The organism is Hydrogenobacter sp. T-2 (assembly GCF_033971325.1).
GTDB classification, from domain to species: Bacteria; Aquificota; Aquificia; order Aquificales; family Aquificaceae; genus Pampinifervens; species Pampinifervens diazotrophicum.
Window position 1 is genome coordinate 721670 of the sequence record NZ_CP117180.1, and the last position, 18593, is coordinate 740262.

Annotated in this window: 19 protein-coding genes; 12 read left to right on the forward strand and 7 right to left on the reverse strand. The window is 43.8% G+C overall.

All coding sequences use genetic code 11. From position 1 onward, the window contains the following. Positions 1–126: 126 nt before the first annotated feature. A complete protein-coding gene (gene gltB, locus IAE16_RS04215) occupies positions 127–4617 on the forward strand; it encodes a glutamate synthase large subunit (protein WP_323701478.1) in 4491 nt (1496 codons plus the stop codon). A 17-nt stretch (positions 4618–4634) separates the two neighbouring features. Further along, positions 4635–5756, forward strand: a complete 1122-nt coding sequence (locus tag IAE16_RS04220) for an MFS transporter (RefSeq protein ID WP_323701479.1) — start codon at positions 4635–4637, stop codon at positions 5754–5756. Between the two features lies 1 nt (position 5757). Here IAE16_RS04220 and IAE16_RS04225 read toward each other — a convergent pair whose 3' ends face one another. Both IAE16_RS04225 and IAE16_RS04230 read right to left on the reverse strand, forming a co-directional pair. After that, entirely contained in the window at positions 5758–6120 is a 363-nt protein-coding gene (locus tag IAE16_RS04225) for a hypothetical protein (RefSeq protein WP_323701480.1), read from the reverse strand. A 68-nt stretch (positions 6121–6188) separates the two neighbouring features. Further along, positions 6189–6761: a tRNA threonylcarbamoyladenosine biosynthesis protein TsaB gene (locus IAE16_RS04230; RefSeq protein ID WP_323701481.1), complete on the reverse strand. Its 573-nt coding sequence runs from the start codon at positions 6759–6761 to the stop codon at positions 6189–6191. Between the two features lie 15 nt (positions 6762–6776). Here IAE16_RS04230 and IAE16_RS04235 point away from each other — a divergent pair, with 15 nt between their 5' ends. Both IAE16_RS04235 and IAE16_RS04240 read left to right on the forward strand, forming a co-directional pair. Next, a complete protein-coding gene (locus tag IAE16_RS04235) occupies positions 6777–7349 on the forward strand; it encodes a flavin reductase family protein (protein ID WP_323701482.1) in 573 nt (190 codons plus the stop codon). A 16-nt stretch (positions 7350–7365) separates the two neighbouring features. Continuing rightward, positions 7366–7653, forward strand: a complete 288-nt coding sequence (locus IAE16_RS04240) for a 2Fe-2S iron-sulfur cluster-binding protein (RefSeq protein ID WP_323701483.1) — start codon at positions 7366–7368, stop codon at positions 7651–7653. Here the strand turns inward: IAE16_RS04240 and IAE16_RS04245 are convergent. Beyond that, entirely contained in the window at positions 7650–7850 is a 201-nt protein-coding gene (locus IAE16_RS04245) for a YgaP family membrane protein (protein ID WP_323701484.1), read from the reverse strand. The genes IAE16_RS04240 and IAE16_RS04245 overlap by 4 nt on opposite strands. Positions 7851–7949: 99 nt before the next feature. On the opposite strand from IAE16_RS04245, the gene IAE16_RS04250 reads away from it, so the two are divergent. The 3 genes from IAE16_RS04250 to kdsB are packed head-to-tail and all read left to right on the forward strand — an operon-like array spanning position 7950 to position 9749. After that, positions 7950–8714: an iron-sulfur cluster-binding protein gene (locus tag IAE16_RS04250; RefSeq protein ID WP_323701485.1), complete on the forward strand. Its 765-nt coding sequence runs from the start codon at positions 7950–7952 to the stop codon at positions 8712–8714. Continuing rightward, a complete protein-coding gene (locus IAE16_RS04255) occupies positions 8704–9033 on the forward strand; it encodes a hypothetical protein (protein WP_323701486.1) in 330 nt (109 codons plus the stop codon). Before IAE16_RS04250 ends, IAE16_RS04255 begins: the two co-directional genes overlap by 11 nt. Continuing rightward, positions 9030–9749, forward strand: a complete 720-nt coding sequence (gene kdsB / locus IAE16_RS04260; protein ID WP_323701487.1) for a 3-deoxy-manno-octulosonate cytidylyltransferase — start codon at positions 9030–9032, stop codon at positions 9747–9749. The genes IAE16_RS04255 and kdsB overlap by 4 nt, the downstream gene beginning before the upstream one ends. Here the strand turns inward: kdsB and lpxC are convergent. After that, positions 9674–10513 (reverse strand): UDP-3-O-acyl-N-acetylglucosamine deacetylase, encoded by an 840-nt coding sequence (gene lpxC / locus IAE16_RS04265; protein ID WP_323701488.1) that lies wholly within the window; start codon positions 10511–10513, stop codon positions 9674–9676. The two genes, kdsB and lpxC, sit on opposite strands and share 76 nt — an antisense overlap. A 21-nt stretch (positions 10514–10534) precedes the next feature. Next, entirely contained in the window at positions 10535–11233 is a 699-nt protein-coding gene (locus IAE16_RS04270; protein WP_323701489.1) for a uroporphyrinogen-III synthase, read from the reverse strand. Between the two features lie 21 nt (positions 11234–11254). Between IAE16_RS04270 and dnaG the strand changes: the two genes are divergently transcribed. From dnaG to tsaD, 5 genes are read left to right on the forward strand one after another with little or no spacing between them, the layout of a single operon-like run. Then, entirely contained in the window at positions 11255–12790 is a 1536-nt protein-coding gene (gene dnaG, locus IAE16_RS04275) for a DNA primase (protein WP_323701490.1), read from the forward strand. A gap of 13 nt (positions 12791–12803) precedes the next feature. Further along, positions 12804–14387 carry a citramalate synthase gene (gene cimA / locus IAE16_RS04280; protein ID WP_323701491.1) on the forward strand — a complete coding sequence of 528 codons (1584 nt, stop codon included), beginning with the start codon at positions 12804–12806 and terminating at the stop codon, positions 14385–14387. Positions 14388–14391: 4 nt separating this feature from the next. After that, the gene (locus IAE16_RS04285; RefSeq protein ID WP_323701492.1) at positions 14392–14769 is read left to right on the forward strand and encodes a hypothetical protein; all 378 of its coding nucleotides are present in this window, start codon (positions 14392–14394) and stop codon (positions 14767–14769) included. Between the two features lie 2 nt (positions 14770–14771). Continuing rightward, positions 14772–16010, forward strand: a complete 1239-nt coding sequence (locus IAE16_RS04290) for a S41 family peptidase (RefSeq protein WP_323701493.1) — start codon at positions 14772–14774, stop codon at positions 16008–16010. Then, positions 15991–16995, forward strand: a complete 1005-nt coding sequence (gene tsaD, locus IAE16_RS04295; RefSeq protein ID WP_323701494.1) for a tRNA (adenosine(37)-N6)-threonylcarbamoyltransferase complex transferase subunit TsaD — start codon at positions 15991–15993, stop codon at positions 16993–16995. Before IAE16_RS04290 ends, tsaD begins: the two co-directional genes overlap by 20 nt. A gap of 6 nt (positions 16996–17001) precedes the next feature. Here the strand turns inward: tsaD and IAE16_RS04300 are convergent, their stop codons facing one another. Together IAE16_RS04300 and IAE16_RS04305 are read right to left on the reverse strand one after the other, a co-directional pair. Beyond that, positions 17002–17475, reverse strand: a complete 474-nt coding sequence (locus IAE16_RS04300) for a DUF4411 family protein (protein WP_323701495.1) — start codon at positions 17473–17475, stop codon at positions 17002–17004. Continuing rightward, on the reverse strand, positions 17472–18593 hold the full coding sequence (locus IAE16_RS04305; protein WP_323701496.1) for a helix-turn-helix domain-containing protein: 1122 nt from the start codon (positions 18591–18593) through the stop codon (positions 17472–17474). The genes IAE16_RS04300 and IAE16_RS04305 overlap by 4 nt, the downstream gene beginning before the upstream one ends.

Below are 18593 nucleotides of genomic sequence, written 5' to 3' on the forward strand. Positions count from 1 at the left end.
AATGGCTCATGGTGAAGATTGAAATGAGAGGAATGAGGTTTTAGCTTGCTGAAATACATACATCAAAAACCATGTAGGGTTTTATATTAAAATATTAACCCATTTACCCTTTTGAGAGGTGAAGAGATGGAGCTTTTGGAATACGATTCCTGTGGTGTTGGATTTGTATGCAACATAAGAGGTGAAAAAAGCCATCAGATAGTCCAATGGGGTATAGAGGCGGTAAAGAACCTCACCCATAGGGGTGCTGTGGGTGGTGATGGCAAGACTGGGGATGGTGCTGGGGTTATGATTGAAATCCCTAAAAAATTCTTTGAGGACTGGCTGTCTGAAGAAGGCTATGAGCTTTCTCACATAGACAACCTTGCGGTCGGCGTGGCTTTCCTTTACGAGGATGTAAGACCTCAAATAGAGGAGCACATAAGGAGGTCTCCCTTTTCTCTTGTAGCTTGGAGAGAGGTTCCTATAGATAAGTCTGCGGTGGGTGAGTCTGCCCTAAAGGTCATGCCAAAGATATTCCATCTTCTCTTGGATTCTGAGAAGGTCTCGGAAGAGAGAAGGGAGCTGGAGCTCTATCTCCTTAGAAGACGCATAGAGACGGACAAAAAGGTAAAGGACAAGGTTTATTTTGCCTCCCTCTCCTCAAGGGTAATGGTCTACAAGGGAATGCTCGTGGCACCACAGTTGGATATTTTCTACCCAGAGTTAAAAGACCAAAGGCTTGAATCCAGTTTCTGCCTTTTCCATCAGAGGTATTCCACCAACACCTTCCCCGACTGGAAGTTAGCTCAACCTTTTAGGTATCTGGCTCATAACGGTGAGATAAACACCATATTAGGCAACAGAAACTGGATGAGGGCTATAGAGCATGAATTGGAGCATGAGCTTTTTGGAGAAAATATAAAGCTCGTAAGACCTCTGGTTTCTTATGATGAGAGTGATTCCGCATCCTTAGATAGGGTTTTTGAACTTTTGGTGCTTGTGGGTTATAGTCCAGAGCATGCTATAAATATGCTTATACCACCCGCTTGGGAGGGTGTGCCTTGGCTTCCAGAGGAAGTGAAAGAGTTCTTTGAATATCAATCTCTCTTGATGAAGCCTTGGGATGGACCTGCCAGCATTGCCTTTACTGACGGTAAAAAGATAGGAGCACATCTTGATAGAAACGGTCTAAGACCTGCCAGGTATGTGCTCACTGAAGATGGCATATTGGTGCTTGGCTCTGAGGTGGGTATGGTAGACCTCTCTGGCAAAAAGGTCTCTAAGAAGGGAAGGCTTGGACCGGGCGATACCCTTGTGGTAGACCTTTCAACTGGAGAGGTGAAAGAGACAGACCAGATACTCAAGGAGCTCTCCTCTCAAAAGCCCTACGGTGAGTGGCTAAGAAAACATCTCCTTAGACTGTTTGATATCATAAAGGACTACACTCTTCCAGAATACGGAGAAGACCAAGAAAGGATAAGAAAACTCGTCACCTTTGGCTACACGCAGGAAGAGATAAAAAATGTCCTTGCACCCATGGCGGAGGAAGGGAAAGAGATAACCTTTTCTATGGGTGATGACACTCCCATTCCACCCCTTTCAGAAAAACCTGTATTACTCTTTAGATACTTCAAGCAAAGGTTTGCACAGGTAACAAACCCACCCATAGACCCCATAAGGGAAAGGGCGGTTATGTCCCTTAGGATGAACTTAGGACACAAGAGAAACTTCTTAAGGGAAGGAGAGGAGCATGCCAAAAGACTTCAGATAGACAGCCCCATACTCCTGCCTTACCAGTTTAAAGCTCTTATGGAACAGAAGGAGTTCAAAGTTGCTTGGGTTCCAATAACCTATCCGAAAGAGAGAAGCTACTGCGTGGTAGAGCTACAAGACCTTGCGGGAGAAAGGAGAATAACGGACATACTCTACGATGCCATGTATGAAGGCATTGCCATATGTGACCTAAGGCTGGGTGTGGAGATAGTCTGTAGGAGGGTAGAGGAGGCGGTAAGAGAGGGTGCCAACATTGTGATTTTGTCCGATAGAAACATATCAAAGTATAGGCTTGCGGTTCCGAGCCTTTTGGCGGTCTCTGCGGTCTTTAAATGGCTTTCTGAGCGCGGGCTTTCTAACAAGGTATCCCTTGTGGTAGAAACGGGCGAAGCCAGAGACACCCATCATATGGCTTGCCTTATAGGTTATGGTGCTTCTGCGGTCTATCCCTATCTTATGTATGAGCTTATCTGGGAGCTTTGCAAAAAGGGTGAAATAAAAGTTCCATACGAGCAGGCTATTTTCAACTACAAGAAGGCTCTTGAGGACGGGCTTTTGAAGATAATGTCCAAGATGGGTATTTCCACCCTCAACTCCTATCAAGGTGCAAGGATATTTGATACGGTATGCTTGAATAGAGATTTTGTGGAAGAATACTTCCCCGGCACGCCTGTAACCCTTGAAGCGGACGGTATTTTTGAAGTTCAAGAAAGTCTCCTCGCAAGGCACGACGCAGGATACGAGACAGAGAAGCCAGAGCTTGACTACGGCGGAGAGATGAAGTTCAGAAAGGGTGGACAATGGCACGCATGGTCTCCCTTTGTGGTTAGAGCACTGCACAAGTTTTTGGAGACAAAGAATTACGAGGACTACAAGGAGTTTTCACGCATAGCCAACGAAGAGCATCCCACCTTTATAAGACATCTTCTTGACTATAAGAGGGTGGAAAAGCCCATCCCTATAGAAGAGGTTGAACCCATAGAGAGCATACTCAAGAGATTTGTCACAGGTGGTATGTCCCTGGGTGCCCTGTCTCCAGAAGCCCACGAGGTGCTCGCAGAAGCCTGCAACAGGCTCGGTATGAAGAGCAACTCTGGAGAAGGAGGAGAAGACCCAGCAAGATATTGGACCATAAAGAACTCTGCAATTAAGCAGGTAGCCTCTGGTCGCTTTGGTGTGACACCCACCTACCTTGCCTCTGCAGAAGACATAGAGATAAAAATAGCTCAAGGAGCAAAGCCCGGAGAAGGCGGACAGCTTCCTGGCAAAAAGGTCAACGAATACATAGCAAAGTTAAGGTATGCACAACCCGGAGTGACCTTAATCTCTCCACCACCCCATCACGATATATACTCCATAGAAGACCTCGCCCAGCTCATAAACGACCTAAAGGAAGCAAACCCTAAGGCAAAGGTGTGCGTCAAACTTGTGGCAGAAACTGGCGTGGGAACTGTTGCAGCGGGTGTGGCAAAAGCCTATGCGGATATAATCCAGATAAGCGGTGCGGAGGGTGGCACGGGTGCAAGCCCATACTCCTCTATAAAGAACGCAGGAAACTACTGGGAAATAGGTCTTTCTGAGACCCAAAGGGTGCTTATGGAAAATGGTCTAAGGGATAAGGTAAGGCTTAGGGTGGATGGTGGACTAAGAACTGGTAAGGACGTGATAATATCTGCACTTCTTGGTGCTGAAGAGTTTGGCTTTGGCACTGCAGCTATGATAGCGGAAGGTTGTGTTATGGCAAGGCTCTGCCATACCAATCAGTGTCCCACCGGCGTAGCCACTCAAGACCCCAAATACAGAGAGAAGTTCAAAGGCAAGGTGGAAAACGTAATGGCATACTTTAGGGCGGTAGCCCAAGAGGTAAGGGAAATCCTTTCTCAGATGGGTGTGAGGTCCCTTGAGGAGATAATAGGAAGGAGGGACCTGCTTGAGGTAAAAACCTACGACCACATACCCGGCTCAAAGAGGGTAAAACTTGAAGAGTTCTTGAAAGAAGGCTATCCAAAGGACAAGCCTTTGAGATGTCTGCAGGAGAGAAACGACAACCCAAGAAGGAGCGAGCTGGCAAAAAGGCTTGAAGAGGAGGTCCTGCCATACATAGAAAAGGGAGAGAGGTTTTATGGAGAATACAGCATAAGGAACGTGGACAGGAGCGTCCCAACAAGGCTGGCTTACCATATTGCGGTCAGATACAGGGATGAGGGTCTTCCAGAGGATACCATACAGTTGGTCTTTAGAGGCACGGCGGGGCAGAGCTTTGGTGCCTTCAATCACAAGGGCATGTCTCTGACCCTTATCGGCGATGCCAACGACTATGTGGGTAAGGGCATGCACGGTGGAAGGATAGTGATAAGGGCTGAGGGTGTGGAGGACACGCATAATCATGTGATCATGGGTAATACTTGCCTCTATGGAGCAACGGGCGGAGAACTGTTTGCAAGCGGAAGGGCGGGAGAGCGTTTTGCGGTAAGAAACAGCGGTGCAGTAGCGGTAATTGAAGGTGCAGGTATGCACTGCTGTGAATACATGACAGGCGGTGTGGTAGTGGTGCTTGGAAAGGTGGGAGTGAACTTTGGAGCGGGTATGACAGGCGGCTACGCCTACGTGTTGGACGAAGACATACAAGACAAGATAAACACAAGCTATGTATTAGCAAGAAACCTTACAGAGGAAGAGGCTGAAGAGCTCAGAAACCTCATAGAAAAGCATTACCAATACACGGAAAGCCCTTGGGCAAAGCATATTCTTGAAAACTGGGAAGAGTTCTTGGAAAAGTTCAGAAGGGTGGTCCCCCTTGAACAATGCAAGAGAGACGCGTATGGAGTTTCTGACCAGTGCGAGGTGGAGGTAAAGAAATAAGCTGTTAAAATAAGCCTGTGGCTAATAGGCTCAGGCTCTTTTCCTTTGCTCTATACGATGCGGGAGAGACCATACTGGGTGCCTTGGTCTTTTCCACCCTATATCCTCTTTACATAACAAGGCACATAGATGTTAAAACTTATTCCTTTTTCTATGGCTTTGCCTTTTTCCTCTCCTTCGTTGTAGCACTGCAACTTGGCAGGCTCGCAGACAAGAAAGGCTGGAGAAAGAGGTTTTTTACCCTCTTTAGCCTCTCTGTCCCTATCCTGTGTCTTATGCTTTTTGCTTCCTTTGAAAAGCCCTTGCTTAATTTTCTCCTCTATCTTGTTTTGGCGGTTTTTCACCAGCAAGCCCTTGTTTTTTATAACTCTCTCCTTAAGTCCTTTGAGACAAAGGGTTTTGCCTCTGGCTTTGGTGTTGCCCTTGGTTATGTAGGCTCTGCAACCGCCCTTATATTTCTTGCTCCAAGTCTTAGCCTGCCTATGGCTTTTCTGTGGGTTGCTTTCATATTTTTCTCCCTTTCTCTTCCTTCCCTCCTAAGCCTTTCAGAGCCTGCAGGCAAGCAAGAGATAAAGCTCCTTGAGCTTATCAAAGACAAGGGCTTTATCCTTACTATGGCTTCCATGCTCTTTCTTATGGAGCTTGCCCATACTATGATAGCCATGATGGGTGTGTATTTGAGGGAGGTCTACGGGCTTTCGCAGGGAGATATATACAAAACCATCGGCTTTTCCGCACTTGGTGGAGTCTTTGGAGGTCTCCTTTTTGGAAAGTTAACGGACAAACTCTCAGCCAAAAGGCTTTTTCCTATTGGCTTTCTTCTGTGGAGCGTCTTTTTGCTCTCTCTTTACATAACGCCCAAAGAATTTCTTTTGCCCCTTGGGTTTTTTGCAGGTCTTTCCTTAGCACATCTTTGGACCACTTCAAGGGTATTTATAATTGAGAGGTTCTCAGGAGCACATGTGGCAGTGAGGTTTTCCTTCTATTCTTTAAGCGAAAGGATAGCCTCAAGCCTTGGTCTTGTGCTGTGGTCCTTTTTCTTGTTAATAACGGGAGAGGACTACAGACTGTCCGCCTTGCTTATGATAGCGTTGCCTATTTTTGGATATATACTCTACACTCTATCAGAGAAAAAGTAGTTTAGAAAAGCCTCCTCTTAAATTCTACCGCTATGTAGCAATAAGCTGTAAATACAGGCTGGGCAACATTATCTGAGATGACTATATCCATATTGACTATAGTTTGAGCAGGATAGCTACCGATTTCCGTGCACTTTATACCCTCAGGATGTTCCACGCATATGGCTCTACATTCTCTGTCTGCAGTGTTTCTAATTTGCAGTCTCCATCCGCTTTGTCCTCCAAAGTTAAAAACGTTCTCCATGCTGACTATCTCTATAGGGTCTCTTACAGAAGCCTGATGGTCTATCTCACTTTTCATCATCCCAGCACAAGATGCCACAAAGGGTAAAGTAGCAATCATAAGAGCTTTTTTCATCTTCATACCTTTTACCTCCGGCTTGAATTTAGCTGAATATAATTATATCTCAAAACTATTAACTTTTCAACTTTCTAAACAGGCTCTTTGAGATAAATAGGCTCTAAAAGCATAGGCTCATCGCCCATATAACCTTCAGAAAGCCTCCTATAAGCCCAGAGACCACCATATAGAGAAAAGGGAAAATACTCAAGTTGTATATCTCCAATAGACTGGATCGCAAGACCCACAAGAGGAACTTCTGGCTTTTTATCTAAGGTAAATATCTCACTTACCTTTGAACCATCACACCTTCTACAAAAAACATTACTGCTAACTCTCAAAGCAACCACTTTTTCCTCTGGAGCTTTCACAAAAAGACATAACATCATAAGATTTTCATAACCAACAATAGGCTTTCTTTCCAGATAAGCCAAAGTTTTCATAAAGGTTATACCTATCCTAAGGGAAGTGAGATAGCCCACTCCTAAGGAAACTGCAAAGGCATCCACACTCTCTGGCTCTATCTTAAGCTCTTTCAAAAGGCTTGGCAGATGCTGAAGGGTCTTTTTATTGTCATCCACCATATGGTGCAAAACCACCTTACCATCCTCTATAAGAGTGAGGTTTATAAAGGAAAAAGAGGTATCCAAGGAAAATAGCCTCATCGTATACTATGATACATGATGCTCTTTGATATGGAAAAGCCCCAAGGTTTTGACCCCTATGAGGTTCTTACCCGTTTAGTAGTCCCAAGACCCACGGCGTGGGTTTCCACCCTTAGCCCAGAGGGTATTCCAAACCTCGCACCTTTTAGCTTTTACAATGCGGTGTGTGATGAGCCCCCTGTGGTGCTCATATCCATAAGCAAAAGGGAAAACCACCAGAGAAAGGACACTTCAAGAAATATCCTTGCCACGAGAGAGTTTGTTATAAACTTTGTCTCTGAGGATCTTCTAAAGGAAGTGGAGCTGAGCTCAAGAGACTTTCCCCCAGAGATAAGCGAGTTTGAGGTCTGTAAGCTCCAAGAGGCAAAAGCCTACAAGGTAGAAGCACCAAGGGTAGCGAAAGCCCGAGCATGGCTTGAGTGCAGGCTACTAAAACACGAAGAGCTCTTTGACTATGACCTTATCTTTGGACGGGTGGTCTTCGCGGGTGTGGAAAGCTTTGAAGTAGCTTCTCTAAAGCCTGTTGGCAGGCTATCTGGAAAGTTCTGCAGAATAGTTGAGATAAATCAAGCCCCAAACCAGCCCTGAGGCTAAAATATTTATCATGGCTAAGGTAAAGATAAATAGAAAGGTGCTTGATATACCAGTGGGTGAAAGGTTTGGAGAGCATCACCATGAGATAGAAAAGGCAGGCGTGGAGTTTGGGTGCACCGACGGTCAATGTGGTGTATGCGTTTGCACCGTCTTGAAGGGACTTGAGTGCTTTGCAGAGCCCTCGGAGCAGGAAGAGGAAACCCTCTGGAGAATAGGAGAATACGAAGAAAACCGTAGGCTCGCCTGCCAGCTCCTTATAGAAAAAGAGGGCTGTGAAATAGAGTTAGAAACCGACTAACAGGTGCACTCCTTTATACCCAGCTTTCTGTAGAGAGACACTACTGGACACCAGCCTGTAAAGGCGGACTGAATCTGGTTTATAGCCATAAACACTATAAAGGCTTTCCAAAACCAGTGGATATCTGACGGAAGTATGGCAATTAGAAACACAAGCAAAAGCACTCCACCAGAAGTAGCCCTCAAAGCTCTATCCATAGTCATGTTTTTACCTCCTTTCTTAAGTTTATAAGAATATTCTAATAAAGCTTTACACTTTGTCAAGGCTACGGTGGGCTTTTGTGAGATAATTTTTATATGTACAAAATCTTAGAAAAGTTAAGGCTCTCGGAAGATGCATGTCTTTTAAAAGTTCATGCACCCCATGTGTCTAAGGCGGAGCCAGGGCAGTTTGTGATGGTTCAGCATACAAAACTCTCGGAGTTAGTTCCTCTTGCCATACTTGAGACCTTTCAAGAGGGCTTTTCTTGTCTTGTAAAGGCGGTGGGTAGGTCCACCCTTGAGATATTGGAGGAGGCGGAGAGTTTTCAGTATGTGGCAGGACCTCTTGGCAAACCTTTCCCAGTAGAAAAATACGGAAAGGTGTCCTTTTACGCCTACTCTTGGGGTATTGCACCTATTTTAAACGTGGCGAAGGCTTTAAAATCTGCAGGCAACAGACTTTTCCTTCAGGTAGTATCTGAAGAGTTTTATCTAAGGGATAGGTATGAAGCACTTTTTGACGAGGTAAGGCACTCCGAGGATATACTAAACTTTGAGGCAGACCTTGTAGTATCCGCAGGGAGCAATAGGCTTTCATACCAACTTACCCAGCTCTTCCCTCAAACACCCATCATAAGCATGGTTAACACCCATATGCTTGATGCGGTAGGTCTTTGTCTTGTGTGTAGAGTTTTAGTGGATGGCAAATATGCCCTTGCTTGTGCGGAGGGTCCTTGGTTTCATGCCCATAGAATTGACTGGGAAAACCTTATGGCAAGGGAAGAGACCTACAAGGAGCAGGAGAGATTGGCTCTTGAGGAATACTTACGGACCTTAAGAAGAAGAACACTTGCTACATAGCATGCAAGAACAATACGATAAATTCAGAGAGTATGTGGAGGAACTTGAAAAATGCAGAAAAGAACTGGAGAACCTAAAGTTTGAAAATAACTTAATGCACGAAAAGATATACAGACTTGAAATGGAAAAAAGCTCCCTCAAGGAAAAGGTTGAGAAGTTGACAGAATATATAGGAAACATAGAACAAGTTTCAAGAAACAAAGACCAGATAATATCCTCCCTATCACAGGAGCTAAACAGCTATAGAAGACTGCTTATGGTTCTTATTATGCTTATCCTTTTATTACTCCTTATAATCCTTTACCTATCACTGCAATGAGAAGACTTATCGTCATACCCGCAAGACTTAGCTCCACAAGACTAAGGGAAAAGCCTCTCACTCCTATACTCGGCAAGCCATTAATAAGATGGGTAGTGGAGGGCTGTTTGAAGACTAAGGAAAGGGTAATCTTGGCTACAGACAGCGAGAGGGTTTACGAAGTGGTAAAAGACCTTCCTGTGGAGGTAAAGTTTACACCCTCTGACCTACCCTCTGGAAGCGACAGAGTTGCCTATGCCATAAGAGACGAAGAGATAGATTGGGTAATTAACTATCAAGGTGATGAGCCCTTTGTATACGAGGAAGACATCCAGAGACTTTTCCACGCCCTTGAGGACCATCCTGTGGCTACCCTCGCCATAAAAGACCCACATGCCTACAAAGACCCCAACTCGGTAAAGGTAGTCTTGCGTCAAGACCACACCGCCCTATACTTCTCAAGGTCTCCCATACCATACATGAAAACTTCTTCAGACCCTTATCCGCTAAAACATGTAGGCATTTACGCTTACAGAAAGCAAACCCTTTTGGAGTTTACCACCATGCAAAAAAGCACGCTGGAAGCCTTAGAAAACCTTGAACAGCTCCGCCTTTTAGAGGCAGGCTACAACATAAAGGTAATCCTTACAAAAAACTACTATCACGGAGTAGACACGGAAGAGGATATAAGGCTCGTAGAAAGAGAACTCTCCGCAAGGCTTTTTACGAACTCATAATTTAGCTTATGTCCACCAAGATAGGAGAAAACTTTACCCTTTAGCCTAAAGCCCAGTAAGCTAAGGTCTCCGATAAGATCCAAGAGTTTATGCCTTATAGGCTCGTCCTTTGACCTCATGCCCTCTGGGTTATAGACAAAACCATCACCTATAACCACTGCGTTCTTTAGACTTCCACCCTTTGCAAGTCCATTCTGGAGCAGAAGCTCCACATCCTTATCGTAGCAGAAAGTTCTTGCAAAGACCACCTCTCTTGCATTTCCACAGTACTGAGCTATGCCCTCTTCAAGAATGCCTTTTACATAGCCTCTGTATGACGCACAAAAGCCTTCGTAGGGTTTTGCCTGTATATATCCCTTACAGTTTCTCACCTCAAAAGGCTCTTTTATCTCAAAAAACCTTGCCTCTTCCTCAAGCTCAAGGGTTAAGTTTTTCAAGGCTTTATAAAAGTAATAACCGCTCCCGTCAAGTATAGGGACTTCCTGTCCTTTTATGAACTCAATTGTAAGGTTGTCTACACCCAGCATATAAAGAACCGCAAGAAGGTGCTCCACGGTGCTAACCTTTGCTCCATCCTTTCCAAGCACAGTAGCATGGTCTGTGCCCTGCACATATTTGTAATTGGCAGGTATATAGGTCCCTCTTACAAGAAACCTTATGCCCCTGTTTTCACCCTCTGGATGGAAAACTATCCTTGAGACCTCACCGCTATGTATACCAACACCCTCAAACTCCACATCTCTGGAGATAGTTTTTTGTCTCATCTCCGCACATACATGCAAAATCTATGCCAAACCTCTTAGGAGCTCCACCACCCTTTCAATAGAAGGCTTCTCAGGGACAAGGCACTTCAGACCCATTTCCCTTTCAAAGAAACCCTTTGTAGTTTTGCCAATGCATACCACCTTTATGGGTTCTAAAAGGCTTATGGCTTCTTCCTTTTGCAAGTTTGCAAGAAGACCCTTGACCGCAGAAGGACTTGCAAAGACCACTGCGTCCGCAGTAGAGAGCTTATCAACGAGCTCTTCCTTTTGGTATAGCTTTGGCTTTATTGTGTATACATCCAAAGCATACACCTCAAGACCAAGAGCCTTTAGACCCTCTATCACTTCGTCCCTTCCTATCGCAGACTTTGGCAATAGAACTCTTCCACTAATACCACGAAAGAGCTCTATAAGCTCCTCTCCGTAGTAGTTCTCTGGCATAGCCCAGACCTTGTAGCCCTGCTCCTCTACTGCCTTTTTAGTCTTTTCACCTACTACCACTATCTTCTCTCCTTTAAGCCTGCACTTGGAAAGGAATGCCTTTACCGCCCTTGGGCTCTGAAAGACTACAAAGTCAAAGCTCTCCTTTGGAGGCTCAAAGTCAAGAAGTTCTTCTTCAATGAGAGGCAGTTCCAAGACTTGAAAGCCAGCTTTTTCAAAGATAGGCTTATCCTTTTTTATGTCCTCCTCGCCTCTGGTGAAGGCTATCCTTTTTAGCATGGAAGGATATAATTTAACCCTATGTCCTCTTACAGGGACCTTCTTGCAAAGATTGACATTGTGGATGTGATATCCTCTTACATAGAGCTAAAGAGAGTTGGCAATAACTACACCGCAAGGTGTCCCTTTCATCCCGATGATACACCATCCTTTTATGTATCTCCTTCAAAGGGCATTTTTAAGTGTTTCGGTTGTGGTGTGGGAGGCGATGCGGTTAAGTTTGTGAGCCTGTATGAAAACATAGACTACTGGGAAGCCCTTGAGAAATTAGCAAAGAGGTATGGTATAAAGATAAACCTTAAAAGGAGGGAGAAGGATAGTCAGATCCTGCTTGCCCTTCAAAGGGTCGCAGAGTTCTACCACGAAGAGCTAAAAAACAGCAAAGTAGCTATCCAATACTTACAAAGTAGAGGTATAAACTCAAAGACCATAACCAAGTTTCAGCTTGGCTTTGCGGGAAATACAGACAAGATGATAAGGCTACTTAAAGAGGAGGATCTTCTTGAGGTTTATGAAAAAAGCTCAAACCTTATAAAGATTGACGAAAACCTCTACAGAGACCTCTTCAAAAACAGGTTGATAATTCCCATAAGGGATATAAAGGGCAATGTAATAGCCTTTGGAGGCAGAAGTCTTGATGGAAGTCACCCTAAATATGTGAACTCTCCAGAATCTGAGGTTTTCAAGAAAAGGTCAAGCCTTTTTGGTCTCTTTGAGGCAAAGGACTACATAAAAGAATCCCAGCGGGTAATTATCGTAGAGGGCTATTTTGACCTTATGAGTCTCTGGCAGGAGGGTATAAGAAATTGCACTGCACCTCTCGGCACAGCACTCACAGAAGACCACGCTTATATGCTCTCTAAGATGGCAAAGACCGCAATACTCCTCTACGATGGAGACCAGGCAGGCAAGAGGGCAGTAAGGTCTTCTGTCCCACATCTTCTGAAAGCAAAGATGGAAGTGAAAGTGGTATACCTTCCAGAAGGAGAAGACCCAGACTCCTTTGTGAAAAAAGAGCCAAAGCTACTGAGGGAAATGCTAAGCTCTTCTCTGCCGATAGAAGAGTATATGCTTGAGGAAATAAGGAAGGGAGACAAGCAAGCCTTTGATGACCTTCTATACTTTTGTGGTTTTATACCAGATGGTGTTAAGAGGTTTGAGCTCCTTAGAGAAGTTTCAAGGATAACTGGACTTCCTATTACGAGCCTTCAGGATAGAATTCCCAAGATGGAAGTTAAAGGAGAAAGGGAAAAAATAGAGCTTAGCTATCACGAGGCGGTTTTTCTTGCCGGTCTATATAGGTTTGGGACTGAAGGAATAGACTTTGAGAATCTCAGACTTTCTCCTCAGGCTATGGAGCTTATTGAAGCACTTCAAAAAGGTGAATATCACCTTTTGCCAGGCTACATAAGGAACTTTAAAGCCTACGACCTTGAGAGGGCTTTTCAAGAAAGCCTTAGAATGCTTAGCACTGTAGAGGAGAGTTTGACTCTGAGCTTTGAAGAGATTAGAAAAATAAGCAAAGAACAACCACGAAAGCTAAGAGTCAGAAGGTGATATATTTTATATTATGGAAAAGGTTTTCATTTATGACACTACTCTAAGAGATGGCTCTCAGGCGGAGGGTGTAAACTTCTCCCTTGAGGATAAACTGCGTATATTTCAGAAGCTGGATGAGTTTGGTATAGACTACATAGAATGTGGATGGCCCGGTGCAAACCCCAAGGATACCATACTCTTTGAAAGGCTCAGAAAATACAAGCCTCAGCATGCAAAGGTGGTGGCTTTTGGCTCTACCAGAAGACCTACAAAGAAAGCAGAAGAAGACCCGCAGTTGGAAAACCTTATAAAGTCTGGTGCAAGGGTTATAACCATATTTGGCAAAAGCTGGGATTTTCACGTAACGGAGGCTTTAAAGACTACCCTTGAAGAGAACCTCTCCATGGTCTACGACTCTGTAAGGTTTCTCAAAGACCATGTGGAAGAGGTCATCTTTGATGCGGAGCACTTCTTTGACGGATACAAGCACAATCCAGAGTATGCCCTTGAGGTTTTAAGGTCTGCCCTTGAGGGAGGTGCGGACTGGATTGTGTTATGTGATACCAACGGAGGCTCTCTGCCTCACGAAGTTTACGAGATAACCAAAAAGGTAAAGGAAACCTTCCCCACAGCCAAGATAGGCATACACACCCACAATGATTCTGAAAGCGCAGTTGCTAACTCCCTTATGGCGGTTTTGGCAGGTGTAAGGCAGGTGCATGGCACTATAAACGGTATTGGAGAAAGGACAGGCAACGCAAACCTCTGTTCTATAATTCCAAACCTTCAACTAAAGATGGGTTTTCTTGCGGTGCGGGAGGAGAGCTTAAGAAAGCTCACTGAGCTTAGCAACTTTATCTCCGAAATATCCAATATGCCACTTCCAAAGAATATGCCCTTTGTGGGTGAAAGTGCCTTTGCCCACAAGGCGGGAGTGCATGCCTCTGCGGTTCTAAAGCATGCAAGCACTTACGAACACATAGACCCTGCCCTTGTGGGAAACAGAAGAAAGATAACAGTTTCAGACCTGTCCGGTAAGAGCAATATTCTATACAAACTCAGAGAGATGGGTATTGAGGTGGACGAGCGATCTCCAGAGCTTTTAAAACTCGTTGAAAAGATAAAGGAACTTGAAAAGGAAGGATACCACTTTGAAGCGGCGGAGGCCTCCTTTGAGCTTTTATGCAAAAGGCACTTTGGTCTCGTTAGAGAATACTTCAACCTTGATGCCTATAGAGTTCTAATAGCTAAGAGAAGCACTGACAACTTGCCAGTGTCCGAAGCAACGGTCAGGCTCTTTATAGAAGACATAAAACAACATACCGCAGCACTGGGTAATGGACCAGTAAGTGCCCTTGATAGAGCCCTTAGGAAGGCACTTGAGGAGTTTTACCCAAGCCTTAAAGAGGTTCAACTTATAGACTACAAGGTAAGAATAGTAAACGAGTCAGAAGGGACATATGCAAAGGTTAGAGTCCTTATAGAGTCCACAGATGGGAAGAGGAAATGGGGGACTGTGGGGGTCTCCGAAAACATAATAGAAGCCTCCTGGATAGCTCTTACAGACAGCCTTGTTTACAAACTTCACAAGGATGAAGAGGAAGTTATAATTTAGAGTTATGAGACGGTGGCTATTTCTCATACCCTTTCTGCTCTCTATGGCGGAGCCAGTCAAAGACAGCAAACTAAGGGTGGAGCTTGAGGACAAGGATGGCTTAAAGCACAGCCTTAGAGGTCTTGTATGTAACGGTAGAGACAACCTAAGGGTCAGGGAAGGAAAAGTAGAATATGCGGTCAACTTTTCAAGCCTTAGGGCTATTGAAGTTCTTGGTCAAGATGGAACGCAGTTGAAGGTCAGGCTTTCCTTCAAGGACGGTCTGTCAAGAGACTATCTTATACCAGCAAACACATACTGCAAAGGGAACTCTCAAACAGGTGAGGCAGGCTTTTACCTTAGGGATACTAAGACTATATTTATTAAGACGGAGGAAAAATAAGGATGAGCAGGTTTAAGCTCCTTGGTATGTTTTTTGCAACCTTCGTGGTGGGATTTTTGCTGGGAATTGCTGGTGCATCTCAGGGTAGTAGACAGGAAGACGAATATAGATACTTCAGGATGTTCACCGATGTGTTTCGCACCGTCAAGGAAAATTATGTAGGGGAAGTCAATACAAGGGAGCTTATATACGGAGCACTCAATGGAATGCTCAAATCCCTTGACCCTTTTTCTGCCTTCTTTACTCCAGAACAGTATAGAGAGTTCAGACAGGAAACAGGAGGAGAGTTTGGTGGTGTGGGTATAGAGATAGGCATGGACAAGGGAAGACCAATAGTCATATCACCCATAGAAGGCACACCAGCCTATAGAGCAGGCATAAAGTCTGGTGACACAATTATTGAAATAGACGGTGAAGATACCTCTAATATGAACCTGATGGACGTGGTAAGAAGGATAAGGGGTAAGCCTGGGACCAAAGTAACTCTAACGATAATGAGAAAGGGAGTAGACAAACCCATAAAGGTTGAGCTGGAAAGGGCTATCATAAAGGTAGAAAGCGTCAAATGGACAAAAGTGCAAGATGTGGGATACATAAGGCTCTCTCAGTTTACAGAGGGTGCGGGTAGGGAAGTGGAGAGAGCGGTAAGGAATCTTATGTCTCAGGGTGTAAAAGGAATAGTGCTTGACCTCAGAAATGACCCAGGCGGTCTCCTTACAGAGGCTATAAATGTGTCTGAGGTCTTTCTAAAGGAGGGTAAGCTTGTGGTTTATACGAAGACAAAAAACGGCGAGGTAACGAGATACTTCTCAAGGAAAAAGCCAGTGCTTCCAGAAAATGTCCCTCTCCTTGTCCTTATAAACAGAGGTTCCGCTAGTGCATCAGAAATAGTGGCAGGTGCACTGCAAGATCACAAAAGGGCTATACTGGTAGGTGAAAGGAGCTTTGGAAAGGCGTCCGTGCAAAACATAATACCTCTTGAAGATGGCTCAGCGATAAAGCTAACGGTAGCTCACTATTACACACCCTTAGGAAGGCTAATAGACAAAAAGGGTATACAGCCAGATGTGGAGGTAAAAGTTTCGGAAGAACAAGAGGAAAAGCTGCAAGAGGCTATAAGGCAAAGAAGGCTTCAGGGTGCAACTGGCGTTATAGTTGAACCAGAGCTTGACCCACAGCTAAAGAGGGCTATAGAAATAATCAAATCCGGTCATAAGGGTTATGCACACACTGGCGGTTGAAACCTCCTGCGATGAGACCGCACTTTGTATATACTCCGACCAAGAAAGAGTAGTAGGAGACATAATACTCTCTCAAGCGAAGGTGCATTTCCCTTATGGTGGGGTAGTGCCTGAACTTTCTGCAAGGGAACACACAAGAAACCTTTTACCTCTTTTGGACAGGCTTCTAAAGGAGACAGGATTTGACCTAAAAAAGATAGACTTTATCTCCTTTACTCTTACACCTGGGCTTATCCTCTCTTTGGTAGTGGGTGTGAGCTTTGCCAAGGCTTTGGCTTATGCCTTAGAAAAACCCCTTGTGCCAGTCCACCATCTGGAAGGGCATATATACTCCGTTTTTCTTGAAAAGCCAGTAAGCTATCCCTTTCTCGCTCTCATAGTCTCTGGAGGGCATACAGACCTATACCTTGTGGAAGACTTTGGCAGATACCTCTTTCTTGGTGGAACTCTTGACGATGCGGTGGGAGAAAGCTACGACAAGGTGGCAAAGCTAATGGGACTTGGATATCCGGGTGGTCCCATAATTGACAGGCTTGCCAAGGAGGGTAAACCTATCTACAACCTTCCAAGACCTATGATAGAAGAGGATACTCTTAACATGTCCTTTAGTGGTTTAAAGACTGCGGTAAGAAGGCTCGTAGAGACTCAGGAGTATTCAAAGGAAGACCTCTCTGCTTCTTTTCAAAAGGCTGTGATGGACATTTTAGAAAGAAAGGCACTTTTGGCGATGGAGAAAACTGGTGTAAGAAGGCTTGTGATAGTGGGTGGCGTGTCCGCAAATTCAGAGCTAAGAAGACGCTTTTCAGAACTTTCAGAAAGGTTTGGCTTTGAACTTCATATACCTCATTCGAGGCTTTCTACCGATAACGCTCAGATGATAGCCTATGCAGGTATGGAAAGGTTTAAAAGGGGCATAACTGCACCAGAGGATATTAATCCAGAGCCTAATGTGCCTTTGGAGGTTTTTGGAAGAGAGTGGAGTTAACCCATTTTAAAACTTCCACCTTTCTGACCTAAATAGTTCAATCAAATCATAACATTCTATCCCGTATTCTTTTGCAACCGCTGGTATCCTATTGGCTTTAGTTTTTGATTCTTGTGTGAGAATTACATGTTTTCCCTTAAACAATTGAGACCTTACTCTAACTATAGCAAGAGCTATTAACCATGGATCGGCGTTAGCTTTACCTTCTTCCTTAGCTAAGGAAATGTGTTTACTCAAAATCTCTTTTACTTTCTCTACCTGCTCGCTGTCTGGACTTATGAAAAGCATATCGCTCTTCCTGAGCCACTTTATTAAACCATCATCTCTTATTTCTTTCCTAACTTCCTCTGGTGCGATGAACCTTCTAAATTTACATAACTTTTCTATTTCCTTCCATAAACCTTCAAATATATCCATTGGATACTTGTCCTTTAAATCAATTAAGGCACTCGTATCTACTATATACACTACCTTACTCATATTAAATAATGTTGAAGTTCTTTTTTGATTTTATATAGGCTCTCAAGGTTTACATCTAAATACTCAAGCAAGTCATGTGTTGTTATAAGATTTTTCTCCTTAGCTTCAAAAAGTAAGGACAAAAACTTTGCACCTCCCTCTTGCAATCTTTTTTTATGTAAAGGAGGTTTTATGGGTATTTTAGAAGTTGTATCTTCAAGTTTTTTGACCCGCGTTTGATAAGTGCTTTCATCTATTTTCCTTAATAAATATAACTTAGTTAGCACTGCTTTTTTGCTAACTTTGAACTTCTTTGAAATATCTTCAACCACACCTTCTCCCTTTAATTCAAACTCCCTTGTCAAAATATCTTTGGGTAGTAAAAACTCCGATGCAAATACATTGCACCACTTTTCTACTTTTGGGTTTACAAAAACATCCTCTGTGTATATCTCACTTATACCAAGAAGTATATGCGCGTATTCGTGGAATAGGGTAAATATCCTTGCCAGTATATTGTCTGATGTGTTCACAACTATGAAAGGCGGGTCTTTGTCCATTAAAACAAAACCCCTGGCTTCTTTTATAGGAAATTTCATCTGCATAACAATTATGTTTTTTTCTTCTATAACCCTTCTCCAAGCATTGAATGCTCCGTAAGCATTTTTCCAACTAAGTTGCTCTTGTATGGAGATGTTTATGCTTTCTCTTTCCTGCAAGGCTGTTTTTCTTGGATCATCTTCAAGGCTATAACTTTTAACATTAGGTTTAGGGTCTATTCCCATTTCCTTCATAAGCTCGTTTATGATTGATTGATAGTATCTTGCCTTCCTAAGGACAAGGAGAAACTCTTTTGAAAAACCTTCCTCAGATTTAGGTAATATCCTAAAAGAAGAAGTAATAGGCTTCTCATCAGGGGGTTTGGAAAGTAATAGTGCGGACAGTGGTCTCTTGAAGTATTCTGACATTAACTCAAGTTGTCTAAACGTAGGTGAAATTACACCCTTTTCTATTTGCATATAGGCATCCTTTGAAATTCTTAGTTTTTTTGCTATCTCTTCCGCTTTATAGCCTGCACTTTCTCTTGCCCACCTTATAACCTCTGGGTTCACATCTACCTTGAAATTTTTCCTACCCAT